The organism is Nostoc sp., assembly GCF_054880495.1.
On sequence record NZ_JBTYKD010000313.1, the window covers coordinates 17797 to 44728 of the forward strand.

The window sequence follows — 26932 nt, forward strand, 5'->3', positions numbered from 1 at the left end:
AGCAATACTGGTACAGGAAGGAATATTTACACAAAATCCCAAAATGACAATTAAACCTAGTGATCAGCCTTTGCTAGAGTGGGCGGGCGATAGTTTGGCAATTGGATTATTTGAAGATGCAGTAGAGTTAACCGGAGAATTAGCTACTTTAGATCAAAAGTTTTCCGGGATCTTAAAAGAACTGATTGCTGAAGAAGAATTTAAAGGTAAAGCCAACACGACAATCTTCACCCGTGTAAATGCTGGTAGCCCAGTGCGTAAACTGATTCTGGTAGGTTTGGGTAAACCAGATGCACTAAAACCAGATACTCTGCGACGGGCTTCTGCGGCTGTAGCCAGGGTAGGAAAAAAGCAAAAAAGCAAAATTCTGGGATTTAGTTTTCCATTATGGAACAACGATCCAGCCACAACTGCCCAAGCGATCGCCGAAGGTGTCGAATTAGCACTTTACGAAGATATTCGCTTTAAATCTGAACCAGTAGAAGATAAAGGATCACAAATAGAAACCGTAGATTTACTAGGTTTTGGTGGGCAAGAAGCAGCCATCACCCGCGCCAATCAAATCGTTTCCGGGGTAATTTTGGCACGGCAGTTAGTAGCAGCGCCAGCTAACGCAGTCACACCAATTACTTTAGCCGAAACTGCTCAAGCGATCGCCACAGAACACGGTTTACAACTGCAAATTCTGGAACGAGAAGACTGTGAAAAGTTGGGCATGGGTGCTTTTTTGGGAGTAGCCCAAGCTTCCGATTTGCCACCGAAATTCATTCACTTGACTTATAAGCCAGAAGGTACACCCAAAAAGAAATTAGCAATAATTGGTAAAGGTGTAACCTTCGATTCCGGCGGACTCAACATTAAAGGTGCTGGTAGCGGCATCGAAACCATGAAAATGGATATGGGCGGAGCAGCTGCCACGTTGGGCGCAGCAAAAGCAATTGCTCAACTCAAGCCAGATGTTGAAGTTCACTTTATTTCTGCGGCGACTGAAAACATGATTAGCGGTCACGCCATGCACCCTGGAGACGTTCTCACAGCATCTAATGGCAAAACAATCGAAGTCAACAACACTGACGCTGAAGGACGTTTAACCCTAGCAGATGCCTTAGTGTATGCCGACAAACTGGGCTTAGATGCGATCGTCGATTTAGCCACCCTAACTGGTGCCAACGTCATAGCCTTGGGTGATGATATTGCTGGTTTGTACACTCCCGATGATGCTGTCGCTTCCCAGATCGAGAAAGCTGCTGAAACTTCAGGAGAAAAAATTTGGCGGATGCCAATGGAAGAAAAATATTTTGAAGGGCTAAAGTCTGGCATCGCGGACATGAAAAATACAGGCCCGCGTCAAGGTGGTGCTATTACTGCTGCCCTTTTCCTCAAACAATTCATCAAAGAAACCCCTTGGGCGCACTTAGATATTGCAGGACCAGTGTGGACAGATAAAGAAAATGGCTACAACGGCGCAGGGGCAACCGGTTACGGCGTTCGGACGCTAGTTAATTGGGTGCTGGGGAGTGGGGAGTAGGGTGCTGGGGAGTAGGGGGAGCGTGGGGAGATGAGGGGGATGAGGGAGATGAGGAGAATAACCAATGCCCAATACTTCTCTTCTTAGGCTGCGCCAACGACTTCTCTACGAGACCCTTCTCTACGAGACGCTACGCGTAGCTTGCTTCCACGAAGTGGTACGGCAAGCTCAGGGCATCGCGCTACGCGAACGCTCAGTACAAGTGCCCAATACCGAACAATTCGTGCTATCTTAAGCTTGCCAGCAAAAATTGTTGCAATAGTAACAGAATTAATTTGGCAGTGAGAAAGTTAAGCTTTTTCGGCAAAGCCATCTGGTAAAATTTGTAAGGTTTCTAGAAGCTGTGAGCAATGAGATCGACTCGCGTAAGGATCGCAATTGACGCAATGGGAGGGGATCACGCACCCGGTGAAATCGTTGCTGGCGCAATGCGAGCACGAGAAGAATTGGGTGTAGATATATTGTTGGTTGGTGATCCCCAACAAATAGAAGCTGCCTTGCCATCAAAAACAAGTTTAGGGCAGGTGGAGATCGTGACTGCGGAGGAAGCGATCGCAATGGATGAGGAGCCTTTAAACGCAGTTAGACGCAAACGCAAGGCTTCTATCAATGTGGCCATGGATTTGGTCAAGCAGCAACAGGCAGATGCGGTATTTTCTGCCGGTCATTCTGGGGCAGCTATGGCATCAGCTTTACTCCGCTTAGGACGATTACCGGGAATTGACCGCCCAGCGATCGGGACAGTTTTTCCCACGATTATTGCTGGGAAGCCAGTGCTGGTACTTGATGTTGGCGCAAATGTCGATTGCCGTCCCAAGTTTTTAGAGCAGTTTGGCGTCATGGGATCGGTTTACAGTCAGTATGTCTTGGGTACAACCGAACCTAAGGTAGGTTTGCTGAATATCGGCGAAGAAGACTCTAAGGGCAATGATGCAGCCGTCCGCGCCCACCAAATGCTACGCGAAAATTCCCAAATTAATTTCATTGGCAATGCCGAAGGGCGTGATGTGCTTTCCGGTCGCTTTGATGTAATTGTCTGCGATGGCTTTGTGGGCAATGTATTGTTAAAATTTGCCGAAGCAGTCGGAGAAGTGATTCTGCAAATTCTGCGGGAAGAATTACCCCAAGGATTGCATGGTCAAATCGGTTCAGCACTCTTAAAACCAAACCTGAAACGGGTTAAGCAGCGAATGGATCACGCCGAACACGGCGGCGCTTTGCTGTTAGGCGTGGCAGGAGTCTGTTTTATCGGTCACGGTAGCTCGCAAGCTCCTTCAACTTTTAATGCAATTCGCATGGCCAAAGAAGCCGTTGACAACCAGGTGATACAACGAATTCAGTCCCAATATATCCTAGAGCGCGAGAGCGGTTAGTCATTAGTCATTAGTCATTGGTCACTTGTACTGACTTGTACTGAGCGGCGTCGTTGGCGCAGCCTAAGAAGAGAAGTAGCGTTCGCGTAGCGTCTCGTAGAGAAGTCGTTGGCGTAGCCTCTCGTAGAGAAGTATTGGTCATTTGCAAAGGACAAAGGACAAAGGACAAGGGACAAGGGAGAAAAGGCAAAAAGCTGATAGCTTGGAGATTAGGAGTGCAAAATTTAGGTGTAGCAATTACCGGAAGTGGCTCGGCAGTACCAGCAACTTGCCTACACAACCAGAGATTGACTGAACTGGTTGAAACATCAGACGAGTGGATAACTACAAGAACTGGAATTCGTCAACGGCGATTAGCGCTGCCATCTGAGTCCTTGAGTGTACTCGCTACTGCCGCCAGCAGTCAGGCGATCGCATCTGCGGGAATTAAACCAGAAGACCTAGACCTGATTCTGCTGGCGACTTCCACCCCTGATGATTTGTTTGGTAGTGCTTGTCAAGTACAGGCTCAATTGGGAGCCACCAACGCAGTAGCCTTTGACTTGACTGCTGCCTGCTCCGGCTTTGTGTTTGGTCTGGTTACAGCAGCCCAATACATTAGAACAGGAGTCTATCAAAATGTACTTTTGATCGGGGCAGACATTCTCTCTCGCTGGGTAGATTGGCAAGATCGGGGTACTTGTGTATTGTTCGGTGATGGTGCAGGGGCAGTAGTATTGCAGGCTTCTAAAAGCGATCGCTTGTTAGGATTTGCACTCAAAAGTGATGGCACTCAAAATCATCACCTGAACCTTGCATACACAGGCGCTTCCCAAGAACTGCTCCCCGGTGTAAATATCACCAAAGGCACTTACCAACCTATTACAATGAACGGCAAAGAAGTCTACCGCTTTGCTGTCCAAAAAGTCCCAGAAATCATTGATAAAGCCTTGTTTCAAGCCAACCTCAGTATTGACCAAATAGATTGGCTGTTATTGCATCAAGCCAATCAGCGAATTATCGATGCCGTTGCCCAACGCCTGAATGTCCCAGAACATAAAGTTATCAGTAATCTCGCTCACTACGGAAATACCTCTGCTGCCTCCATTCCCTTAGCTTTGGATGAAGCAGTGCGGCAAGGTAAAATTAAACCCAATGACATCGTTGCTGCATCCGGCTTTGGTGCCGGTCTTACCTGGGGCGCGGCAATTTTTCAATGGGGAAGGTGACTCAATTTTGGATTTTGGATTTTAGATTTTAGATTGATCCCACATATGAATACACACCCACGATCAAGAATTTTAGATTTTAGATTTGTTCTCGCGTTGAAATTCGCTTGCTCTGAGACCTTGTTAAATTTTGGATTGAATAATCCAAAATCCAAAATTTAAAATCTAAAATTCAGTGAATATTTTGTTCTTTGTTAATGACCAATGACTAAAACTGCATGGGTGTTTCCCGGACAAGGTTCCCAAACGCTGGGAATGGGAATTGACTTATTAGATATACCTACCGCTAAAGACAAGCTTGCCCAAGCCGAGGAAATTTTAGGCTGGTCTGTAACAGAAATCTCTCAAAACGAAGAAGAAAAGTTATCACAGACGCTATATACCCAGCCAATTCTTTATGTGGTAGAAAGCATTCTTGCTGACCTTCTCCGAGAACGAGGACACCAGCCAGATTTAGTTGCTGGTCACAGTTTGGGAGAATATACTGCCCTTTACATAGCGGGTGTCTTTGAGTGGTCGGCTGGTTTATATTTGGTGAAGCGTCGTGCGGAACTTATGGATAGTGCCGTCGGTGGGATGATGGCGGCTTTGATAAACTTTGACCGCGAACAGTTGGAAAAAGTCATTGCCCAAACCCCTGATGTGGTGCTAGCAAATGACAATAGCTCGACTCAGGTGGTAATTTCAGGCACGACTGAGGCTGTACAAGCGGTGCTGTCTCAAGTTAAAGCAAAGCGTGCTATTCCCCTAAAAGTTTCTGGAGCATTTCATTCACATTTAATCGCACCAGCAGCTGCCCAATTCCAAGATATTTTAGAATCTGTGGAATTTCAGCCAGCTAGCGTGCCAGTGTTGTCTAATGTCGAACCAATTCCGTCTATTGATGCCGAGATTTTAAAGCACCGCCTGAACAAACAAATGACTGGTTCTGTAAGATGGCGAGAAATTTCTCTGCAATTACCAGCCAACGGTATCCAGCAAGTAATTGAAATTGGCCCTGGTAAAGTTCTAACTGGCTTGATTAAACGTAATAGCCCTGATTTAATATTACAAAATATCCAGAGTACTGCTGATTTACCTGTTTAATTTTTTTATAACTTCATTTCAATTATAAATTCTGTACCCTCACCCAGAACAGAGTTAAAACTCAATTTGCCGCCGTGGGTTTCTTCAACAATTTGACGAGCGATCGCTAATCCTAATCCTGTCCCTTTCCCCACGGCTTTTGTAGTAAATAAGTGGTCAAAAATCTTTTGTTTGATGTCTTCACTCATCCCCTTACCATTATCAGCGATCGCAATTTTCACGCCTTCATTTACCAGTGAGGTTTTAATTGTAATTCGGTTGGGATTGTCCTTAATTTCTTTGAAACTCCGTCCCGTATTTGATTCATCCAGCGCATCAATGGCATTGGACAGAATATTCATAAATACCTGATTTAATTGCCCAGGAAAACATTCAACTTGCGGCAAATTACCATAATCAGTTATCACTTCAATTGCTGGACGTTGTTCGTTTGCTTTCAGGCGATGTTTGAGAATTAAAATCGTACTGTCAAGACCTTCGTGGATATTAAACGGCACTTTATAATCTTTATCAGCGCGGGAAAAAGTTCTTAAACTAGTGCTGATATTTTCCAGGCGATCGCACGCAATAGACATAGAATCAAGCATTTTGGGCAAGTCTTCTAAGCTATAATCCAAGTCGATTTTTTTAGCGTGGTTAATAATTTCATAATTTTTGTTGGGGAAACTTTCTTGATATATTTTCAAATGTTGAATAATATCACCGAAGGTAGGTTTAGCTTGTTGGAGACTAGCAGTAATAAAACCAAGAGGATTATTCATTTCGTGACCTACACCAGCAACTAAATTGCCCAATGCAGACATTTTCTCACTTTGCACAATTTGTAATTGGGCATTTTGCAAGTTGTGTAATGCCTGTTCTAGTTGTTGGACATATTGCTGCGATCGCTCATAAAGTCGAGCATTTTCTAGGGAAATCGCCGCTTGAGTGCAGAGTAAATTCAGGAGTTCGACGCGATCGCTTGTAAATGCCCCCGTCGCTAAATTATTCTCGAGATATAAAATACCCAGCAACTTGCCTTGATGCAAAATCGGGCTACACAAGATACTCTTGGGCTGCTGACGCATGATATACGGGTCATTGGCTAAAATCGGATCAGCCGTCGCATCAAGCAGCACAGCAGTCTCCCTGTTGTTCTTCACTTTATAAATCAGCTTTAGAGGAATATCTTGACTCTCCTCAACGGGAAGGCGCTGCAATACTATCGGCTCCGAACCCTCAATAATTGACCCTTTGATCAGCAGGCGATCATCTCGCAACAGCATTAGCACGCATTTATCAGCCCCGGCATTTTCGATGACGATCAAAAGCAACGATGAGAGCTGTTTTTCCAGTTCGATTTCACCTGAGATACTTTGGGAAAGCTTGAGAATAGCAGCTAAATCGAGAGAATCACAGACGCTGGAGGAACTAGAAGAACTATTTGAGGTGACTGTTCCTAATGCAAAGACGGTTTCGTTAACCGAGAAGGTAGTGCGAGTTTGTTGGAGAATAGGAGCCAGGAGTTGGGGATAGCGTCTTTCCAAGTCAGCGACTTTGGCTTTTGCACCCCAACGAGCATAGCCATAGTAAGCCTTCGTCATGTATGACTGGGCAATCTCCTGTTTACCCCAGTGGAGGTAAAATTTTGCGGCTAGTTCATTAGCCACCGCTTCTTCCTGAATATAACCATTTTCTTTGGCTCCAATGATGGCGCGATCGTAATGTTCAATTGCTTCGGCTTTATTGCCAAAAACCCGTTGCCGTTCTGCCTCAACTAAATACCATTTATGCAGATGATTCATCGGGGCATTTTCCGCCCACTCTTGCAAAATAGTTTGATGGGTTTCCACCAAGACGAGAAATTCACCTTGCTCCGATGGCTGTGTGGACAAGAGTGTCAAATACGTCAGGGCTGCATAGAAATGAAAAATGGGAATAAAAATCATCCCTGATACTGCCATTAAATACTGTTTGGCTTGGGCGTTATAGTCTAGGGCAGCCCTGTAGTTACCAAAAAAGTAGGCAAGCATCAGTTTGTAAGTGTAAGCAATAGCGATCGCTGTGAGATCCTTGTCCTGATGGTGCTTAGGAAGCATCACCGTTTCATCGTAGGCATTGCCAATTAAGCAATCCGACAGAATACGGGCTTCCCTCAAGTTCTCCACAGTCTGCTGCATCATATCCAAATAAGTCTGGGCAGAATGTTGTTTTATCTGTACTAAGACAGCCCTGTAAGCTGCTATTTCGGGTTGCCAAATGTCCAGTTCTACCCCAGCAAAAAGTTTGGCAATGAGGTAATTGAGGGAGTTGTAGCCAGCGTTGAGAAAATCACCAGTTTCCATACCAGTTGCATAGCCATCTTTCATCGTCAGCATCGTTGCCCTGAGAGATTCCTGATGATGTTGAACCCAGTTCGCAAACAGAAGTAGAACTTTACACTTGAATTCCCCAACATTAAATTGATCAAGCAAGTTTATTGCTAATCGCCCAAAGGTATACCCAGATTTCACTTCTCCCAAAAAAGCACACAACACCATACTGTGAATCATATACCCCACCGTTGATCCTGGTGCATTCCCAAACTGGAGTGATAAACTCACCATCGTTGCGCTCAGTATGGGCAGTAATCCGGGCATTGCCTGTAGAATTGGTGAAAATAATATTCCTAACAGTTGCATAGCTGCCTGAGTGTGGCGTTGCCTGCGGCCGGCGTTCGCGCAGCGTCTCGAAGAGAAGCCATCGCTCATTACAGGTAGATCGACTAATTCCTCAATCTCTCTGTCACCTTGAAGACTGGCTACGGTTTGTAGGGCTTGAGCAATTTTGGCTTCCTCAGGTGCAATGGGGAGTTCAACCCCCAATTGAAAGAGTGCATCTCTTCCCACTGCAATCGCTTCTAATATCTTGCCCTGGGCTGTCTGGGCGACGATTTGAATTTCGTAAATTTTGATTTTGTCTAAAATCGTCTCAGCTTCTTGTAACACCACTGCTGCTATTTTTTCCATACCATCAAAATCAGCATTCAAATAAGCGGCTTCGGTAGCAGCAACATGGAGATTCAGAGTCAATTCATATTGATCTTGCCAGCAGTTGGCTGTCAGTATGTCAATCCCTGTTTGCAAATAAACTCTTGCCGCAGTGTAAGCTGTAGAATTTCTCGCCTTCACTCCAGCTTTTAAGTTAAGTTGGGCTAAGGCTTCCCGTTCTTGCGGTTCGGTGATTAGCTCAATTCCTTGGTTTAAATGCAGGGCAATATCAAATAGTTTTTCTTCCAGTTCTACTTCCGAGGAACTGTGCAGTAGTAATTTTCCAATTTTGAGATGAGTTGCTGTTTTTTGCTCATCGGGAATCAGGGAATAAGCCGCTTGTTGTACTCGGTCATGTAAAAATCTATATTTGGCTATTTGTTTACTGGTATTCTGATATGACAGCGCTAATTGCTCGCATTCTTCTCCTTGATAAAACTTATAAATATTACTAATCGGTAAAATCAACCCTTCTTGCAACGCTTTCCATAAATATGAAGCCGTTTCGATTTGGGATTGTTCACAAACAATTGCTAAAGTTTCTAAATCAAACTGGTTGCCAATACAAGCAGCTAACTGTAACACCTGTTGAGTTGATTGTGACAGTTTTCGCAACTGAAAACCCATAAAGGCGACAACATCATCGGTAACCGCAAGAGTTATCACTTGTACAATGTCACATTGCCACCCCCCCTTACCAAGGGGGGGGTATGGGGGGGTAAATTCAATTAGCTTATCCTGATGCAATGCTTTGAGAAACTGTGTAGCAAAAAACGGATTTCCTTGAGTTTTTTGATAGACTAATTTAGAAAGATTCCATGCTAAACTTTCCTTACATTTTAATGTGTCTGCAACTAATTGATTTACTTGCTCTTGACTCAGTGGGGCTAAAGTAATCGTGCTAATCGTTGCTTGGTTTTTTTGAATTTCACTCAAAGTCAACATCAATGGATGTCCCGGATTGACTTCGTTATCACGGTAAGCACCAATTAACAAAAGATGCTTTGTATCAGCCATCAATAGCTGCATTAACTTCAGCGATGCTGAATCTCCCCATTGCAAATCATCTAAAAACATCACTAAGGGATGTTCTAAGCTGGTAAAAACTTGGATAAATTTTTGAAACAATAAATTAAATCTATTTTCTGGCGCCGTTCCTGATAATTCTATGGCGGCTGGTTGTTCACCAATAATTCTTGATAATTCGGGGATAACTTCAATAATTACTTGTCCATTTTCTCCAACTGCCTCTAATATTCGGTTTCTCCATTGCTGGATTTGGACATCACTTTCAGTTAATAATTGCCCAATTAAATCCCGGAATGCTTGCACAAAGGCACTGAAGGGGATATTTCGTTGAAATTGGTCATATTTACCTTTGATAAAATAACCCCGTTGCCGCACAATTGGTTTATGAACTTCGTTGACAACCGCAGTTTTACCAATTCCCGAAAAACCAGCTACCAACATCATTTCTGTTGCGCCAACGCTGACTCTTTCAAAGGCTTGGAGTAGAATTGATACTTCAGTTTCTCGTCCATACAGTTTATCAGGGATGATGAAGCGATCGCACACATCCCTTTGGGCAATTTCAAAGCCCCCGATCCTACCAGTTTCTTGGAGTTGAGTTAAACAATTTTCTAAATCAAATTTCAGTCCCAAGGTACTTTGATAGCGGTCTTCACCATTTTTTGCCATCAATTTGCTGACAATCTCCGAGACTACAGACGGGATTTGTGGGTTAATTTCATGTACTAGGGGTGGAAGTTTTGCAATATGACAATGCACCAACTCCATCGGATCGTTTGATTGAAATGGTAAAACACCAGTAAGTAACTCGTAGAATGTCACAGCCAGAGAATAAAAATCAGTCCGATAGTCAATTCCCCGATTCATTCTCCCGGTTTGTTCTGGCGAAATATAAGCTAGTGTCCCTTCTAAGACATTGGGATTAATTAGTGTTTGGGTTTCTCGTGGTAGTAAAGATGCAATACTAAAGTCAATTAATTTAACTTGTTTTGTTTCGGGATTAATTAAAATATTGGCGGGTTTTATATCTTTATGAATAATCCGCTCTCGATACAATACATCTAAGGTATTGCACAGTGCGATCGCAATTTCTAAAAACTCTATCAGAGATTCTACGCTTTCCCCCACTCCCCACTCCCATTCGGCTACGCTCACGGCAAGCCCATTCCCTACTCCCCACTCCTTTAGAGAAATCCCTCCAAAGTCTTCCATCACCAACGCATAGCCATTTTGGTAAGGTTCTAGGCTGTAGGTTTGGATGATTAGGGGTGAGTTGAGATTTTTGAGAATAGTGTACTGATTACGAAACTGCACCAGTTCACTGAAACTCGGATAAGGATTTTTCAGTAGTTTAATCACTACTGGTAAGGAGTCAGTTTCTCGATAGCCACGATAAACCAGAGTTCTGAAACCATTGTAGAGTTCTTCACTTACTTGATATCCGGGAATAATGACAAAAGTACTAACCATGCTGCTAAATTCTTAAGGCTTTTAGATTTAGTATTCCCGGATATCTGAGGTTGTTTACCAAAAGAGCAAAAATTTACAAAGGAATTTCAATGATAAATTCTGTACCCTCACCCAGAACAGAGTTAAAACTCAATTTACCACTGTGAGTTTCTTCAACAATTTGACGAGCGATCGCTAATCCTAATCCCGTCCCTTTTCCCACAGCTTTTGTAGTAAATAAGTGGTCAAATATCTTTTGTTTGACTGATTCATTCATTCCTTGACCATTATCAGCGATCGCAATTTTCACGCCTTCACTTTTTAGGGAAGTTTTAATTATAATTCGGTTGGCATTGGCCTTAATTTCTTGAAAATTATGTCCTATATTTGATTCATCCAGAGTATCAATGGCATTTGCCAGAAGATTCATAAATACTTGATTTAATTGTCCAGGAAAACATTCAATTTTAGGTAAATTGCCATAATCAGTTATCACTTCAATTCCTGGACGTTGTTCGTTTGCTTTCAGGCGATGTTTGAGAATTAAAATCGTACTATCTATACCTTCATGGATATTAAATGGCACTTTGTAATCTTTATCAGCGCGGGAAAAAGTTCTTAAACTAGTGCTGATATTTTCCAGGCGATTGCACGCCATCGCCATTGAATCAATAATCTTGGGTAAATCTTCTAAGGTATAATCCAAGTCAATTTTTTCGGCATGGTCTTTGATTTCATCATCTGGATTGGGTAGACTTTCTTGATATAGTTTCAAGTGTTCAAAAATATCTGCAATGGTGGGTTTAGCTTCTTGGAGGCTGGCAGACATAAAGCCTAAAGGATTATTCATTTCATGGGCTACCCCAGCAACTAAGTTACCCAATGCAGACATTTTCTCACTTTGAACAACTTGTAATTGGGCTTGTTGTAAGTCTTGTAATGCTTGCCCAGCTTGTTGATATAGTCGAGCATTTTCTAGGGATATTGCTGCTTGGGAAGAAAGTAAGTTAACTATACTGAGGCGATCGCTAGTAAATACGCCAGAAGTTAAGCTATTTTCTAGGTAGAGAATCCCCACCATCAGCCCTTGATTAAGAATTGGAGTACAAAATACACTCAGGGGTTGATGTTGCAGCATATACTTGCCAATTAAACCAGGAATATCTGTTTTACAATTATTAATTACAACTGTTTGTTGGGTATTTTTGACGTAATGAATAATATTTACGGGAATATCTTGACAATTGAAGAGTGATTGTGGCTCAAGAATGGTTTGTATTTCCTCATGAGCAATAAAAGTAATTGCCCTAACTTGCCAAGTATCATCAGACACTTGGCTCAACGGGGGCAACCCCCGCACGGCAGTGTCCTTTTCTTGGGGAAGAATTAGTGCAGATTTGTTCGCGCCAGAGTTTTCTAGGATAATCCGGGTGAGACTGGCGATGAGTGTGTCTAATTCTAGAGAACTGGAGATAGCTTGAGCGGCTTTAAGGACAGAGGTAAAATCTAGAACGTTGGGAATACTGCTGTTGCTAATACTAGAAGTGCGAAAAGATGAAGAAGTGCCACTAAAGCTAATAGTTTCTAGGGAGTTGAGGTTATTTCGTTGCTCTTGCAGAATAAATTGAAGTAGTTGGGGATAGCCTTTTTCTAGGTCTTCTATTTTGGCTTTTGCGCCCCAACGAGCGTAACAGTAGTATGCTTGGTGCATATATGCTTGGGCGACTGTTTCTTTACCCCAGTTGAGGTAGAATTTGGCTGCTAGTTCGTTACTAAGTGCTTCTTCGTTAACGTATTCGTTTTCTTTGGCGAGAGAGATAGCGCGATCGTAATGTTCAAGTGCTTCTGTTTTATTGCCCAACACTCGTTGTTTTTCAGCCTCAACTAAATGCCATTTATGCAGATGATTCATGGGAGCATATTGCGCCCATTGGTACAGAGTGGTTTGATGGATTTGTACCTCGGCGAGAATTACACAAAGCTCAATTTCTGGCTTGGGAAATAGTGCCAGGTGCGTCAGGGCGGCATAGAAATGGAAAATCGGCGCAAAAATCACTCCTGCTACTGCGATCAAATACTGCTGGGCTTGGTCAATGTAGTCGCTCGCAGCCTTGTAGTTACCAAAAGAATAGGCAAGTAAAAGTTTGTGGATATATATCTCGGCCATCACCGAAACTTCATTAGCCTGGCGAAGCTTGGGAATCATGATTTCATCATAGATAGTGCCACTCAAACAATCCGGCTGAATCCGGGTTTCCCTGAAGTTCTCTGCCGTCTGCCGCATAAGATTTAAATGGGTCTGAGCAGAATGTTGCTTCACCTGAGTCAAGACAGCGTTGTAATTTGCTATATCTGATTCCCAATTGCTTAGTTCAGCACCACTCCAAAAGCCGGCATAGCTGTAACAACAAACGTTATAACCAGCGTGTAAAAAATCGCCAGTTTCCATACCAGACGTAAAACCAACTTTCAGTGTCGGTATCGTTGCCCTAAAGCTCTCTTGGCGATGCTGAATAAAGCCGCCAAACAACATTAGAATTATGGATTTGAATTCCCGCACATTAAACCGATCGAGCAAATTAAATGCCAATTGCCCAAAGCCATAGCCTGTTTCGACCTCTCCCAAAAAGGTACACAGCACCATTCCGTGAAGCACATACCCTACCGTGGAGGCGGGTGTATTCCCAAACTGAAGCGATAGACTCACCATTTTCGAGCTAACTAGGGGCAATAAACCCGGCATTCTCTGGATAATAGGTGTAAACAACATTCCTAACAATTGTATGGCTGCTTTTGCTTGGGGATCAGTCATCACTGGTAGGTCAGCCAGTTCCTCAATTCGTTTGCCTTCGAGTTGACTGGCAAGAACTTGTAGAGCTTTAGCAATCTCAGCATCGTTTGGCTCGATAGATAGCTCAACTCCCAATTCTAAGAGTGCATCTCTGCCCAGTGTAATCGCTTCTAATAGTCTGGTCTGGGCTGTCTGGGCAGCAATTTGAATTTCGTAAATTTTAATTTTGTCTAAAATCGTCTGGGCTGATTGCAACACCTGTACCGCTATCTGTTCCATACCATCAAAGTCAGCATTCAAGTAGGCGGCTTCGGTAGCGGCAACATAGAGACTGAGGGTCAATTCATATTGATCTTTCCAGCAGTTGGAGGTGAGTAGCTCAATCCCGATCTGTAAATAGACTCTTGCCGCAACATAAGCGGTAGAATTTTTGGCTTTACCTCCTGCTGCCAAGTTAAGTTGAGCCAAGGCTTCTCGTTCGCTTGATTCGGTAATTAACTCTTGTCCTAGATTCAAATGCCCGACAATATCAAACAGTTTTTCCTCTTGTTCTCTCACAGAGGAATTTTGTAGAAGTAATTGGCCAATTTTGAGATGAGTAGCTTGTTTTTGGTTATCAGGAATTAGAGAATAGGCAGCTTGTTGTACTCTGTCATGTAAAAATCTATATGAAGCTGTCCTTTGTCCTTTGTCATTTGTCATTTGTTTGTTATTTTCTAATGACAAGTGACCAATACTTCGACAAGGCTCAGTACAAGTAACCAATGACGAATCTTGATAAAACTTATAAACATCAGTAAGGGGTAAAATCAACCCTTCTCCTAAAGCTTTCCATAAACTAGCAGCCGTTTTAATTTCTGATGATTCCGAAACAATTGCCAAAGTTGATAAATCAAATTGATTGCCAATACAAGCCGCTAACTGCAATACGTTTTGAGTTGATTCAGGCAGCTTTTGTAATTGTAATACCATGAACTTAACAACATCATCTGTAAGCGCTTGCTGATTTATTTGTGTGATATCACATTGCCAATACCCTGACTCTAAGTTAAATTCAATTAATCCATCTTGATGTAATGCCTTGAGAAACTGGATAGCAAAAAATGGATTACCTTGAGTTTTTTGAGATACCAGTACAGAAAGAGGTAATGCCAAATTTTCTGTACATTTAAGTGTATCAGCAATTAATTGATTCACTTGCCCTTGACTCAGTGGGGCTAAAGTAATCGTATTAATCGTGGCTGCTGTTTTTTGGATCTCATTCAAAGTCAAGATTAACGGATGTAATGGGTTGACTTCGTTATCACGATAGGCACCAATTAAGAAAAGATGCTTTGTATCAGCCATTAATAACTGCATTAACATCAGTGATGCCGAATCAGCCCATTGCAAGTCATCTAAAAACATCACTAATGGATGTTCAACACTGGTAAACACTTGGGTAAATTTCTGGAATAATAAATTAAATCTATTTTGTGCCGCAGTTCCTGATAATTCTGTTACAGGTGGTTGTTGACCAATAATTCTTGATAATTCGGGGATAACTTGAATAATTACCTGTCCATTTTCTCCAATAGCTGCTAGAATTTGGCTTTTCCATTGCTGGATTTGAGCATCGCTTTCTGTTAACAATTGCCACATTAAGTCCCGGAAGGCTTGCACAAATGCACTGAAGGGAATATTCCGTTGAAATTGGTCAAATTTGCCTTCGATAAAATAACCGCGTTGTTTGACAATTGGTTTATGAACTTCGTTAACTACAACGGTTTTACCAATACCCGAAAAACCAGCTACGAGCATCATTTCTGTGGCACCAAGGCTAACTCTTTCAAATGCTTGGAGTAGGTTTTTTACTTCTGTTTCTCGTCCATAGAGTTTATCAGGGATAATAAAGCGATCGCACACATCCCTTTGAGCAATTGGAAAACTCTTAATCTCACCAGTTTCTTGAAGTTGAATTAAACAATTTTCTAAATCAAATTTCAGTCCTAATGCACTTTTATAGCGGTTTTCGGCATTTTTTGCCATCAATTTCATCACGATATCACAAAGAACTTGGGGAATAGTCAAAGCAACCTCACCCCAACCCTCTCCTTGGTAAGCAGAGGGTGCTTTATGCGGGTGAGGTTTATTCATATTTGGCGGAAGTTTAGCAATATGATAATGCACTAACTCCATCGGGTCGTTTGATTGAAACGGTAATTCTCCCGTTAATAATTCGTAGAAAGTTACACCTAAAGAATAAAAATCAGTCCGGTAGTCAATCCCGCGATTCATTCTTCCTGTTTGTTCTGGGGAAATATAAGCGAGTGTCCCTTCTAACACATTGGGACTGATGAGCGTTTGAGTTTCTCGTGGTAGTAAAGATGCAATACTAAAGTCAATTAATTTAACTTGTTTTGTTTCTGGATTAATTAAAATATTCAGGGGTTTAATATCTTTATGAATAATGCGATCGCGGTAGAGTATATCTAAGGTATCGCACAGTGCGATCGCTATGTGTAAAAACTCAGTGAGATTTCCTAGACTTTCCTCTGTTGCCCATTTTTTAAGAGAAATTCCCCCAAAGTCTTCCATCACCAACGCATAACCATTTTTGTAAGGTTCTAGGCTGTAGGTTTGGATGATTAGAGGTGAGTTGAGATTTTTGGCAATGGTGTACTGATTACGAAACTGCACCAGTTCACTGAAACTCGGATAAGGATTTTTCAGCAGTTTAATCACCACTGGTAAGGAGTCAGTTTCTCGATACCCGCGATAAACCAGAGTTCTGGAACCATTGTAGAGTTCTTCGTTAACTTGATATCCGGGAATATTGACTCTTGTACTAACCATACTGCTAAATCCTGAAGACTTGTATATTAAGTATTCCCAGATATATGAAGTTATTTACAAGCAAGAGTCAAGATTTATACTGGAATTTCAATGAAAAATTTTGTACACTCACCCAGAATAGAGTTAAAACTTAACTTACCAAAAATGCCCTTCAAACTTCCAAGTTGGGACGAGCATTTGCCTTTGGAGGAGAACTTTTCGATTTACTGAAATTATGCAGAAATTGGAGTTCAAATGTCGTAAGGTCGCGCCATTGACCCAATTGTAGGTCATCTAATTGTAGGTGGCCTATGCTGACCCTAACCAGCCGTAAAGTCGGAAAGCCTACAGCCGCAGTCATGCGCCGTACTTGGCGGTTTTTTCCCTCTGTCAAAGTCATTTCCAGCCAAGCTGTCGGTACATTTTTGCGAAATCTAATCGGTGGGGTGCGTTCAGGTAGCTGTGGTTCTGTTGTTAACAACCTAACTTCTGCTGGTTGAGTGCGGTAATCTTGAATTTCCACACCTATTTGCAACCTTTTTATTGCATCTGCATCTGGAATTCGCTCTACCTGTACCCAGTAAGTACGTTTATGACCAAAACGCGGATGGGCGAGACGATGTTGCAATTGTCCATCGTTCGTTAACAGCAGCAACCCTTCACTATCCCAGTCTAAGCGTCCCACAGGATACACATCAGGTACATTAATATAATCTTTCAGGGTGCTATGTGTGGGAGCATCTTTTGTAAACTGGCTGAGAACGCCATAGGGTTTGTAAAAAATAATATATCGGTAATGATTTGTCATTGGGCACTTATACTGAGCGAAGTCGTTGGCGCAGCCTCTCGTAGAGAAGTATTGGGCACTTATACTGAGCGAAGTCGTTGGTGCAGCCTCTCGTAGAGAAGTATTGGGCACTTGTACTGAGCGAAGTCGTTGGCGCAGCCTCTCGTAGAGAAGTATTGGGCATTAGTTATTCTTTTCCTGCTTCTCGCTTCTCCCCATAGGGGCTGACGAGTGCTTACTGAGCAAAATTATGCAAGGTTTAGGCATTAAATATATCAAAATAAAAAAGATTGAATGCCTAGTCAACTCCTAACTCCTGTACAGACGCGATTAATCGCGTCTCTCCCAACTCCTGTACAGACGCGATTAATCGCGTCTCTCCTAACTCCCAACTCCTAACTTATAAAAATCTGTTTTTACCATACCCCATGCCCTATGAGCAACTACTTTCGCTCTAATGTTGACGCAATGGCTAGCTACATTCCCGGTGAACAGCCCCAACGCGGTGCACAGATTATTAAACTCAACAGCAACGAAAACCCCTATCCTCCTTCGCCTGCGGCATTAGCTGTGCTGCGAAATATCGATGGCGAGTGGTTGCGGCGATATCCAGAACCTTTCGGGGGAGAGTTCCGGCAAGCTGCAAGTAAAGTTTTAGGAGTTCCTAGCGATTGGATAATTGTCGGAAATGGCAGTGACGAGTTGTTGAGTGTAGTAATTCGAGCTTGTGTAGAACCTGGGAAGAAGGTAGTTTATCCGATGCCAACTTACGTCTTATATCGCACATTAACAGAAATGCAAGCTGCGGAAATTATTGAGATTCCCTACAGCGAGGACTACAGTTTACCTTTGGAAGAACTGGTTGCTGTCGATGGTTCTGTGACATTCATTGCATCACCTAATAGCCCATCGGGGCATGTGGTAGCAACAAATGATCTACGAAAATTAGCCAGCCAGTTATCTGGAGTTTTAGTGATCGATGAAGCATATATAGATTTTAGCGAAGAGAATGCTTTGGCTTTGGTAAAGGAATATGAAAACATCATCGTGATTCGGACACTTTCTAAAGGGTACTCATTGGCAGGATTGCGCCTGGGGTTTGGAGTCGCAAATCCCAAATTGCTGCATGGATTATTTAAGGTGAAAGATAGCTATAACATTGATGCGATCGCTTGTGCAATTGGGTCTGCTGCTATTAGCGACCAAGCTTATAAAAATGCTTGTGTAGCAAAGATTAAGGCATCGCGGACTAAGTTAGCAACAGAGTTAAAACAATTAGGTTTTCATATTTGGGATTCTCAAGCTAACTTTTTGTTGGCACAACCAAGAGAAGGAAACGCAGAATATCTCTATCAGAAACTGAAAGAACGGGGAATTTTAATCCGCTACTTCAAGCAGCCAAGACTAGATGATAAATTACGCATTACTGTTGGTACTAATGAACAAAATCAGGCTTTAGTGGAGGCGTTGATTTATTTGTTATAGAGTGGGCAACAGAGGGTCTAAAACCCCGACTACGCCTTGAATTTTGACTTCTATGCTTCTGAGAAGTTGCTTGTTGCAAAAAGTTTACTTTCTGAGCGCTGCACAGCATATATATAGTGCGGTATGTCGCGCCAGAGTGTCTCCTGAACGATTTTGAGGCTGTTCTTCTCAGCTACACGCCGAGAGGGGATGTTTTCAGGGCGAATCAGGGAAATGACGCGATCACTATCCAGCACGTTAAAGGCATACTCCTGGCAAGCACATGCGGCTTCAGTTGCGTAACCTTGCATTTGTTGGTCACGGCGGACATGATAACCAATTTCGAGTTCTTGGTGTCCCTCTACCTCCTGCCAAACCAATCCACAGTCGCCGATTACCTCGCCCGTCGCCTTTAGAACCATCGCCCACAAGCCGAGGCCGTGCTGTGCGTAGTTGCAACGATGCCGATCAATCCACTTTTCCACCATCTCGCGGTCAAAGGGCTTTGGATAGTAGCGCATCGACTCTGCATCGCCGAGGACAAGCAGTAGCGCGTCGAGGTCAGAAAGCGTCATTTCCCGCAAGAATAGGCGTTGGGTTTCCAATATCATTGGTGAATCCTCCTTTAGCCATTGTCTAGTTTATCTTTGCCTAGTATGTAGTAAGCACTTCATTGTTTATAGCGCGATCAAATTAAATTGTTACAATCATATATCTTTTATCCTTTCATGATGGTTATTGAAAAAGGCAACTATAGCTAAATAACTAATAAAATTGCACTTTACCAAGTTTTTTTAGAGCAAAGAATAATGAACTAATATGTAATGTTTGCAGCAATATACCATTATCAATACCTTCAATTACCTTATCTAGGGGTAATAAAACCACATCAATTTCTTCGGTAACGTCTAACTTTAAATCAGCTACACGTTCTACATCTATTGCTAAAAAACAATGTGTTAAATTGCTATGATTAGCTGGGTTTGGTGATAATATACCAGTTGCAATAAAATTATTGCTAGTGTAACCAGTCTCTTCCAATAATTCGCGTTTTGCAGCTTCCACTGGGAAAATATCTTCAGCTTCTACAGCACCGCTAGGCAATTCTAGAATTGTTTTTTTCAGACCATGCCGATATTGCTTTACTAAAATAACTTCCTGATTTTTGGTTAAAGCTACAATATTTACCCACGTTGGATATTCAAGAACATAATAGGGGTCAACTATTGTTCCGTTGGGCATTTGGCAAATATCAGACCGTACTGAAATCCATTTATCTTTTAGTATATGTCTAGATTTTAATACAATCCAATTAAATGAATGTACCATATTTAAACCTCTATTTTTCTGCTTTTTGCAGTAATTATTTCTAATGATTTTAAATCTGGTAAAGGTAGTAAGTAAGTGGGTCAAATTAAATATAAAACCTTACTCTGCCTCTGGCTTCCCTCTCCTTACTAAGGAGAGGGATTGAGGGTGAGGTTTTATCTTATATTTAATTGTGCCTTCCTACTTATTATACCCATCGGATGCTCAAGTTGCTGCCAGAAATAAAATGGTTCTTTGCCAGTAAAAGCAGCAATAAACAGAGCAATCCTATCTGATTTTTGAAAATTGTCGGTGTCCAGATCCCCGACTTCTCAAAGAAGTCAGGGATCTAACTTTTCACGAATGATTTAGGATTGCTATATAGAGGCGACGGGATAGGTTGTCATCTCTACTCAAAAATATCTGGGGCAATTTTGGTAATGCTAATCATAGTTTTGAAATTCACACTGGCAATAATGAAACATGGGCTGAAACCACTTTCCATCCTTCGCTAAACCTGTACCAAGTCTGGCTTTGTCGCCCGAAACGTTCTACACCATTAATATTACGGCGAAATTCTAAAGTCACTGTTGCTGCATCTTTCCCAAAGGTTACAACCTTGAGATTCAAGATTTCTCGCTCTATTTTCGGGTTTGGTCGATTCTGGCGAAAGTTACGAACCTCCTCGCTGCCATAGAGGTTTTCTGTGATCCCAAACCGCACTACTTCTGGCGCATCCCAAAACAAGCTATCCATCACCTCCAAATTGTTATTACCAAGAGCTTTTTCATACTTGAGGTACAAATCAGTTACTTCAGTTACAACAGTAGGGTCATTTATAGTAGTCATTGTTGTTACCAATTTTTGGTATTATGGCTGATTATGCGCTCTTTCAAATAGTCAGAGCTATTTTTCTTTTAAGATCCTTCAGCATGTAGATTCAGACAAACCAGATCACGGAAGGTGGAGATTTGCTGCATAAAGAAAATTGAGCCTGCAATACAAATACTTGCACCAAGAATGACAGTATTGCTACTACCAATTTTACTTGCTAGTGCGCCAGCTATTAAGTTTCCTATAGGTACTGCGCCTGTAGATGCCATAACGTAAAGACCTGTAATTTGTCCGCGATTTTCATCGCTCACCAACATCTGAAGCAAAGTGCGTCCGGCAATTATCTGCAAAATAAAGCCGAAACCCGCTGCAAATAATGAGAGTAGCGAAAGCCAGAACACGCGGGATAGGGCAAAGACAATCAAGCTTATCCCCATAAAACCTATACCCAATGCTAGAACTTTACCCGACTCCAGTACATTACTATACTTAGTTAAATAGATACCACCAGCTAAGGTTCCTAAACTGGAAGCTGTGATCAAGAAGCCGAAGGTGTTAGGGCCGCCTTGCAAAATATCTTTGGCAAAAATCGGCCCCAAAGCTAAGTAAAATCCCCACACGCAACAGACTAAAGCTGAACCAATCAAGACTGATCTAATTGGCAAAAACCCAAAGGCATAGTTAAAACTAGTTTTCAATTCTTCTAAAGGTTTGCGTGTGGAAATGACGGCTTTTCTGGATGTCAGCCGTATTGCTAAGAGGGCAATAATTACAGCAATGTAACTGATGCTATCAATCAGGAAACACAGCCCCGATCCCACCGCCACAATCAACAAACCTGCGATCGCAGGACCCAACATACTCGTCACACTCACCAGAGAAGAGTACAAAGCAAAGGCATTACCAAGATTTTCCTTAGCAACTGTTTCTGGAAGAAATGCCTGCCGAGTCGGAATATCGAAGGCGTTGATAATCCCTTGCAGCACACCAAGAATTGCAATGTACTCGATATTAATCGTACCGCTTAGGGCTAGCCACGTCAGAGCTAAAGATTGAAGCATCCCCAAAATCTGGGCAACCAGCAGAATTTGATGACGATTCCAGCGATCGGCGATGATTCCACCCAGAGGGATCAACACAAGCGTGGGAATTTGGCTGGCAAAGCCCACTAGACCCAGCAACCAAGCGGAATCGGTGAGGCGATATACAAGCCAGCAGCCACTTGGATCATTGACGTACCAATCAGAGAAATTGCCTGACCTATGTAGTACAGGCGAAAATTTCTGGAACTAAAAGCACGCAGCATGACTTGTGATTTTTTTGATGCTTCCATACATCACCCCTGAGTAGTTCCCAGTTCTTAACCGTGAATAAAAAAGTAGGCAGTCATGCTGAAGGCAACAATCATGACAAATTTCCGAATTAAGTGGGGTTCAAGTCTACGAGCATAATGAGCGCTTAAGTAACCGCCAAGAGAGCCACCAACTGCCATCAAAATAGCTTGATGCCAAGCAATCACACCTGCAAAAATAAATGGAACGATCGCAATACCATTGATACAACTCCCTAAAAATGTCTTAAAAGCATTCATTTTGTGAATACTTTTGATGCCTAAAAATGTCAGAGTTGCCAGCATTAAAATTCCTAAACCTGCGCCGAAGAAACCGCCATAGATTGCGATCGCAAGTTGAGCCAGTACCAAATTAAACAAGGGTACAGATTCCGGTGATGTATTCTGGTTTTGACGCTGCAACCACTTTTTGAACGGTTCACCAAAGGTAAACACAACTGTTGCTAGCAGCAGCAGATAGGGAATCAGCTTTTTAAATACATCTGGTGATGTATACAACAAAGCTATGGAGCCAATCATGCCACCAAATAAACTGACACCACATAGAAGTAAAAAATCTCGCCGCTCGATACCTAAATCTTGACGATATGCTCCAGCACTTGCTAAAGCCGCCACCCAAATTGCAGTATTATTGGTGGCATTAGCTGTGATCGGCGGTACACCCGTAAAGATGAGAGTTGGAAACGTGATAAAGCTTCCACCACCCGCCACAGCGTTCAAACCGCCTGCAATAAAAGCGGTACTAAACAGAAGTAAACTATGGAAAAGTGTTAATGATGGCGGCATTATTTACGAATTATTAATTTGGGAATATCACTTGGAGAATGGGCAATGAAGTCAGCACCGTGAGCTTTTAATTCCTCCTCAGTTCCATAGCCATAGGTAACACCAATTGAAGCAATGTGATGGTGCTTGGCTCCAATGATGTCATGTGAGCGTTAGCCTTCGCGGAGCATCTGGTAGAGAAGCTTAACGAAGTTATCGCCTACCATCACCACAGCAGAGGATAAAAGTTTTTCTGTTAATAAAATGGCTTTGAATCTTACTCCCCAAAGCTAGTAGGGAAGGGGCTGTTCTTGTTAGGTCTGTATTCGACTCAAGACAGAAGCGCTGTAAAGTATTCTAAAATTCCCCATGCCCAATTAACTCCTAATTTTGAGAGATTTCACAAAGCCTTCGGCACTAAGTAAGGCGATCCCCAATGTGACAACACCAATCCCCACACTCTGAATCAAGTTTAAAGTTTCGCTAATGCTTATCCAGGCGACTAGCGCTGTCAATGCTGGACTGCTAGAACCGATAATGGAGGCGGTAGATGCGCCAACCATCCGAATCCCCACATTGTTTAGGGTGTGTCCGATAAAGCTGACAAGACCCGAAAAGATACTGCCAATCCATAGGGGTGTCCAGTCAAGTTGGGCGATCGCAGCTGGCCAAAACAGTAAGCTAATACCAGAGAGCAGTAGAGTGGAGGCAAAACTGATCCAGGTAAAGGGAATTGGATGGAATTTTTCTAAACATTTTTGAGCAATGATGCAATAAAAGGCGTAAACGATCCCAGCGCCAAAACTAGCGAAAATGCCGATCGCAATGATATGACTGCTGTAGGTGGCAGAAGATTGGGGAATGGTGAGAGCGCTTCCCACCAGAATAATACCCATCACCAGCCAACGGAACAATGTGGGGCGATCGCCAAAAAACCTCCAAGACAGTAAGGCTGTAAATACGGGATAGGTAAAGAAGAGGGTCAAGGCAATGCCTGTGGGAATTAAGCCAATAGCAATGTAGAGTGAGGCAATATACACAAACATCAATACCCCACAGCCAAAGGCTTGGATTAGAACATCCCTGCGATCGCGATTGAATAAGTCTTTTAATTCTTTTCCAGCAGATGGATATAGCTTGAATGATAGAGATGCCATGAGTGGAACCACTAGCAGCATTCGCATGAACATCAGCAAGAATGAATTCTGCAAATCCGGTTTAACGTATCCACCGAGTAAAAATAAACCCAGTACGAGATGTTCTGAAAACAAAACTCGGACAGTAACGTTGTGAAACGTCAAAACAAAGGAGGATAGTAGAACCGTCAAGATGCCCAACACGATAAAAAGTTTTCTTAGAGACGACTTGATTGTAAGCTGAAAAACATCTAATTTGCATAACGGAATTAAACATAACTCTTGTGGGGTGGGCATCTTGCCCGCCCTAATTATGCAAGTTGAATGTGGAACAACTTATAACTGAAACCACTGGATTAACAAACCAGATGAAGTCAGGACTTACGCAAACAATAGCTGAAACCCTTATTTTTCGGTAGGGGCAATTCATGAATTGCCCCTACAGCGTCTAGTTTTGCGTAAGTCCTAAAAGTTTGAGGAAATCAAAGCCGTCGCTTCAAAAACACTGCCAGTTGTTCAATCAAAACTATGGCAAGGAACCAACGCTCACAGGTTCAGGAGCAATATTTGTGCTAAACTGATTTACCGGACGGGGCAAACCGAGATTTTCACGCAAAGTACTGCCTTCATACTCAGTACGAAATATTCCTCGGCGTTGCAGTTCGGGAATTACCAAATCCACGAATTCATCTAAACCTCCAGGCAACCACGGCGGCATGATGTTGAATCCATCAGCTCCACCATTGACGAACCAATCTTCTAACTGATCGGCAATGTGTTCTGGTGTTCCGAGAATCGTTCGATGTCCTCGCGCTCCTGCAATCCACAAATACAGTTGCCGGATTGTTAAATTCTCTCTGCGGGCCAGATCGGTGATCAGTTGCAAGCGGCTTTTGCCACCGTTGGTATCTGGCAGATCAGGCAGTGGCCCATCTAGGGGATACTTAGACAAATCATGACCACCCACTAGCCCAGAAAGCAGCCCTAATCCTACCAGGGGATGAATCAACTCCTGAAGTTGCTCATATTTATCCTTAGCTTCCTGTTCAGTCTTACCAATTACCGGAAATACCCCTGGCATAATCTTGAGATGATCAGGGGAACGTCCGTATTTAGCCAATCTCCCCTTGACGTTGGCATAAAACGCTTGAGCTTCTGCCAGTGTCTGTTGAGCGGTGAAGATCGCCTCTGCTGTCTGAGCAGCCAAATCCTGGCCAGCCTCAGAAGATCCAGCTTGTACGATTACTGGATACCCCTGCGGTGGACGCGCCACATTCAGCGGCCCGCGCACCGAGAAATATTTACCCTTGTGGTGGGGAATATGCAACTTTTCTGCATCGAAGTAAATACCTGACTCTTTATTGTGGAGGAAAGCATCGTCTTCCCAACTGTCCCAAAGTTTGGTGACAACATCCACAAATTCCCTCGCCCGTTCATAGCGCAGCGAGTGTTCTAGGTGGTTTTCTTGGCTGAAATTCTGCGCTGCGGCTTCAGCAGCAGAGGTTACAAGATTCCATCCAGCCCGACCACCGCTGAGATAATCCAGTGACGCAAACTTGCGAGCGAGATGAAAAGGTTCATCATAAGTCGTTGATGATGTCGCCACCAATCCTATATTTTCTGTCACCGCAGACAGAGCCGACAACAAGGTTAAAGGTTCAAAGTGGACACTGAATTGTCCCGAACGGCTAAAAGCCTCAGTCCCTTGCCCTCGATCCCAGACGGCTAAACCATCTGCGAGGAAAAGCATATCAAATTTACCCCGTTCAGCCGTTTGTGCCAGGTGTTTGTAATGTTGGAAGTTCAGACCTCCATCAGCCGGGGTGTTGGGATGTCGCCATGCTGCGACGTGATGACCACTACCGGGTAAAAATGCTCCGAGTTTAAGTTGTTTTTTTGTACTCATGTTTGTATTTGCGAGGGCGTACTTATGCTTTTTTCGTTCTCTTGTTTGCAACAAGAAAGTGTTAGTTATTAGGACTCTGGTATTGTTACTTGCATGGAGGATCGTTTAGAGAATTCATCGTACCAATGGGCAAGTTTTAGATATTTCTGCCGCCATTGCAGATCAGGAAGACGGATTTCTAGTCCAAGTGCAGAGGCGAGGGTTATATGAGCAAGTTTCGGAGTTTGGTCGAGTTTATCTGATATCTTCTCGAAATAGTCCAAAATTCTCAACGCCCGCTCATGCTCAAACTCGATCACTTCAAAAGACTGCTCACTCAGGGGACGCCTTAACTCCCGTACCCAGACAGCAATGCCATCTATGAACCCGCCAGTCATACCTTCAAGTTGCTGCAAAAAGCCATTAGAAATGTCAGCAACTAGTTTGATCTCAGGATTTAAGTGATTCAGATAGACGCATATTATACGTGTTTCACTCAAAATAAATCCGTCGTCAGTTGCTAGCGTTGGCACTTTACCTGTAGGGTTGTAATTCAGTAGGTCGCTGTTCGGATCTCGTGCAATGACTTTTTGGGTTTCGATCTGATTGCTGAGGTTCAGTTCTAGTGTTGCTATCCGTGCAATGCGTGCATAGGGCGAGTTAGGTGTATAGAAGAGTTTCATAAAAAGCGCGATCGTCATTAGATACTGGGTTCAAACGTTTATCCTTTTAACAGATTATTTGCTCTCAAGAAGAGAATCGGTTCTGCCAAATTATTGTTTTTCAATAAAGCATCGGCATACTGCACAGGATTAGATTCCGCAAAGTAGATTCGTTGTGCGGCATGGTATCGCTGACGATATAGACGAATTGCGTTTTCCCAAGATCCAAGCCGTGCTGTATCCCTATCTACCCCACGCTGCTCGGCCACCTCAAAATCTGTATCTATATAGATACGATAGTCAAAGTAAGAGACAATCTCTGGTCGTAGCAGAAAACTGGCAGCAAAAAGAAAGATGTCTCCAGGATTGGCTTTATTAAGTGCCTCTTCCACTGGAGCATCTGTTTCCAAGTCGAACCCATGTGCCTGGTAGATTAAATTACCCCCAGGCCCCA

General features: G+C 42.9%; 21 protein-coding genes. 6 read left to right on the plus strand and 15 right to left on the minus strand.

The window, feature by feature from the left end:
* The first annotated feature begins 43 nt into the window (after positions 1-43).
* From ACYTXL_RS27255 to plsX, 3 genes are all read left to right on the plus strand, one after another.
* On the plus strand, positions 44-1528 hold the full coding sequence (locus tag ACYTXL_RS27255) for a leucyl aminopeptidase (RefSeq protein ID WP_461927425.1): 1485 nt from the start codon (positions 44-46) through the stop codon (positions 1526-1528).
* 64 nt (positions 1529-1592) lie between these two features.
* Positions 1593-1763 (plus strand): hypothetical protein, encoded by a 171-nt coding sequence (locus ACYTXL_RS27260; protein WP_461927426.1) that lies wholly within the window; start codon positions 1593-1595, stop codon positions 1761-1763.
* A gap of 115 nt (positions 1764-1878) precedes the next feature.
* The gene (gene plsX, locus ACYTXL_RS27265) at positions 1879-2901 is read left to right on the plus strand and encodes a phosphate acyltransferase PlsX (RefSeq protein ID WP_461927427.1); all 1023 of its coding nucleotides are present in this window, start codon (positions 1879-1881) and stop codon (positions 2899-2901) included.
* A 10-nt stretch (positions 2902-2911) separates the two neighbouring features.
* Here the strand turns inward: plsX and ACYTXL_RS27270 are convergent, their stop codons facing one another.
* Positions 2912-3043 (minus strand): hypothetical protein, encoded by a 132-nt coding sequence (locus ACYTXL_RS27270; protein WP_461927428.1) that lies wholly within the window; start codon positions 3041-3043, stop codon positions 2912-2914.
* Between the two features lie 73 nt (positions 3044-3116).
* On the opposite strand from ACYTXL_RS27270, the gene ACYTXL_RS27275 reads away from it, so the two are divergent.
* Together ACYTXL_RS27275 and fabD are read left to right on the plus strand one after the other, a co-directional pair.
* Positions 3117-4109, plus strand: coding sequence for a beta-ketoacyl-ACP synthase 3 (locus ACYTXL_RS27275; protein ID WP_461927429.1), 993 nt, complete (start codon positions 3117-3119; stop codon positions 4107-4109).
* Between the two features lie 204 nt (positions 4110-4313).
* Positions 4314-5195 (plus strand): ACP S-malonyltransferase, encoded by an 882-nt coding sequence (fabD, locus tag ACYTXL_RS27280; RefSeq protein ID WP_461927430.1) that lies wholly within the window; start codon positions 4314-4316, stop codon positions 5193-5195.
* Between the two features lie 5 nt (positions 5196-5200).
* On the opposite strand, the gene ACYTXL_RS27285 is transcribed toward fabD, so the two are convergent.
* From ACYTXL_RS27285 to ACYTXL_RS27300, 4 genes are all read right to left on the minus strand, one after another.
* Complete coding sequence (locus ACYTXL_RS27285) at positions 5201-10702, minus strand: ATP-binding sensor histidine kinase (RefSeq protein ID WP_461927431.1); 5502 nt, start codon at positions 10700-10702, stop codon at positions 5201-5203.
* Positions 10703-10775: 73 nt separating this feature from the next.
* Positions 10776-16307 (minus strand): ATP-binding sensor histidine kinase, encoded by a 5532-nt coding sequence (locus tag ACYTXL_RS27290; protein WP_461927432.1) that lies wholly within the window; start codon positions 16305-16307, stop codon positions 10776-10778.
* A gap of 151 nt (positions 16308-16458) precedes the next feature.
* Positions 16459-17094, minus strand: a complete 636-nt coding sequence (locus ACYTXL_RS27295; protein WP_461927433.1) for an rRNA large subunit pseudouridine synthase E — start codon at positions 17092-17094, stop codon at positions 16459-16461.
* Between the two features lie 7 nt (positions 17095-17101).
* Positions 17102-17257: a hypothetical protein gene (locus tag ACYTXL_RS27300; RefSeq protein WP_461927434.1), complete on the minus strand. Its 156-nt coding sequence runs from the start codon at positions 17255-17257 to the stop codon at positions 17102-17104.
* Positions 17258-17508: 251 nt separating this feature from the next.
* On the opposite strand from ACYTXL_RS27300, the gene hisC reads away from it, so the two are divergent.
* Positions 17509-18558 carry a histidinol-phosphate transaminase gene (hisC, locus tag ACYTXL_RS27305; RefSeq protein WP_461927435.1) on the plus strand — a complete coding sequence of 350 codons (1050 nt, stop codon included), beginning with the start codon at positions 17509-17511 and terminating at the stop codon, positions 18556-18558.
* A 50-nt stretch (positions 18559-18608) separates the two neighbouring features.
* Here the strand turns inward: hisC and ACYTXL_RS27310 are convergent, their stop codons facing one another.
* From ACYTXL_RS27310 to ACYTXL_RS27355, 10 genes are all read right to left on the minus strand, one after another.
* Positions 18609-19148: a GNAT family N-acetyltransferase gene (locus ACYTXL_RS27310; RefSeq protein WP_461927436.1), complete on the minus strand. Its 540-nt coding sequence runs from the start codon at positions 19146-19148 to the stop codon at positions 18609-18611.
* Positions 19149-19302: 154 nt separating this feature from the next.
* On the minus strand, positions 19303-19779 hold the full coding sequence (locus ACYTXL_RS27315) for an NUDIX hydrolase (RefSeq protein ID WP_461927437.1): 477 nt from the start codon (positions 19777-19779) through the stop codon (positions 19303-19305).
* Positions 19780-20307: 528 nt separating this feature from the next.
* A complete protein-coding gene (gene hpxZ, locus ACYTXL_RS27320) occupies positions 20308-20694 on the minus strand; it encodes an oxalurate catabolism protein HpxZ (RefSeq protein ID WP_461927438.1) in 387 nt (128 codons plus the stop codon).
* A gap of 68 nt (positions 20695-20762) precedes the next feature.
* On the minus strand, positions 20763-21860 hold the full coding sequence (locus tag ACYTXL_RS27325; protein WP_461927439.1) for an MFS transporter: 1098 nt from the start codon (positions 21858-21860) through the stop codon (positions 20763-20765).
* Complete coding sequence (locus ACYTXL_RS27330; RefSeq protein WP_461927440.1) at positions 21848-22012, minus strand: hypothetical protein; 165 nt, start codon at positions 22010-22012, stop codon at positions 21848-21850. The genes ACYTXL_RS27325 and ACYTXL_RS27330 overlap by 13 nt, the downstream gene beginning before the upstream one ends.
* A 27-nt stretch (positions 22013-22039) precedes the next feature.
* Positions 22040-22816, minus strand: a complete 777-nt coding sequence (locus ACYTXL_RS27335; RefSeq protein ID WP_461927441.1) for a sulfite exporter TauE/SafE family protein — start codon at positions 22814-22816, stop codon at positions 22040-22042.
* A 356-nt stretch (positions 22817-23172) separates the two neighbouring features.
* A complete protein-coding gene (locus tag ACYTXL_RS27340) occupies positions 23173-24228 on the minus strand; it encodes a DMT family transporter (protein WP_461927442.1) in 1056 nt (351 codons plus the stop codon).
* Between the two features lie 229 nt (positions 24229-24457).
* Positions 24458-25837 (minus strand): LLM class flavin-dependent oxidoreductase, encoded by a 1380-nt coding sequence (locus ACYTXL_RS27345; RefSeq protein ID WP_461927443.1) that lies wholly within the window; start codon positions 25835-25837, stop codon positions 24458-24460.
* Positions 25838-25905: 68 nt separating this feature from the next.
* Complete coding sequence (locus ACYTXL_RS27350; protein ID WP_461927444.1) at positions 25906-26517, minus strand: glutathione S-transferase family protein; 612 nt, start codon at positions 26515-26517, stop codon at positions 25906-25908.
* A 20-nt stretch (positions 26518-26537) separates the two neighbouring features.
* Positions 26538-26932: nucleoside/nucleotide kinase family protein (locus tag ACYTXL_RS27355; RefSeq protein WP_461927445.1), on the minus strand; the 395-nt coding region annotated here is incomplete at its 5' end.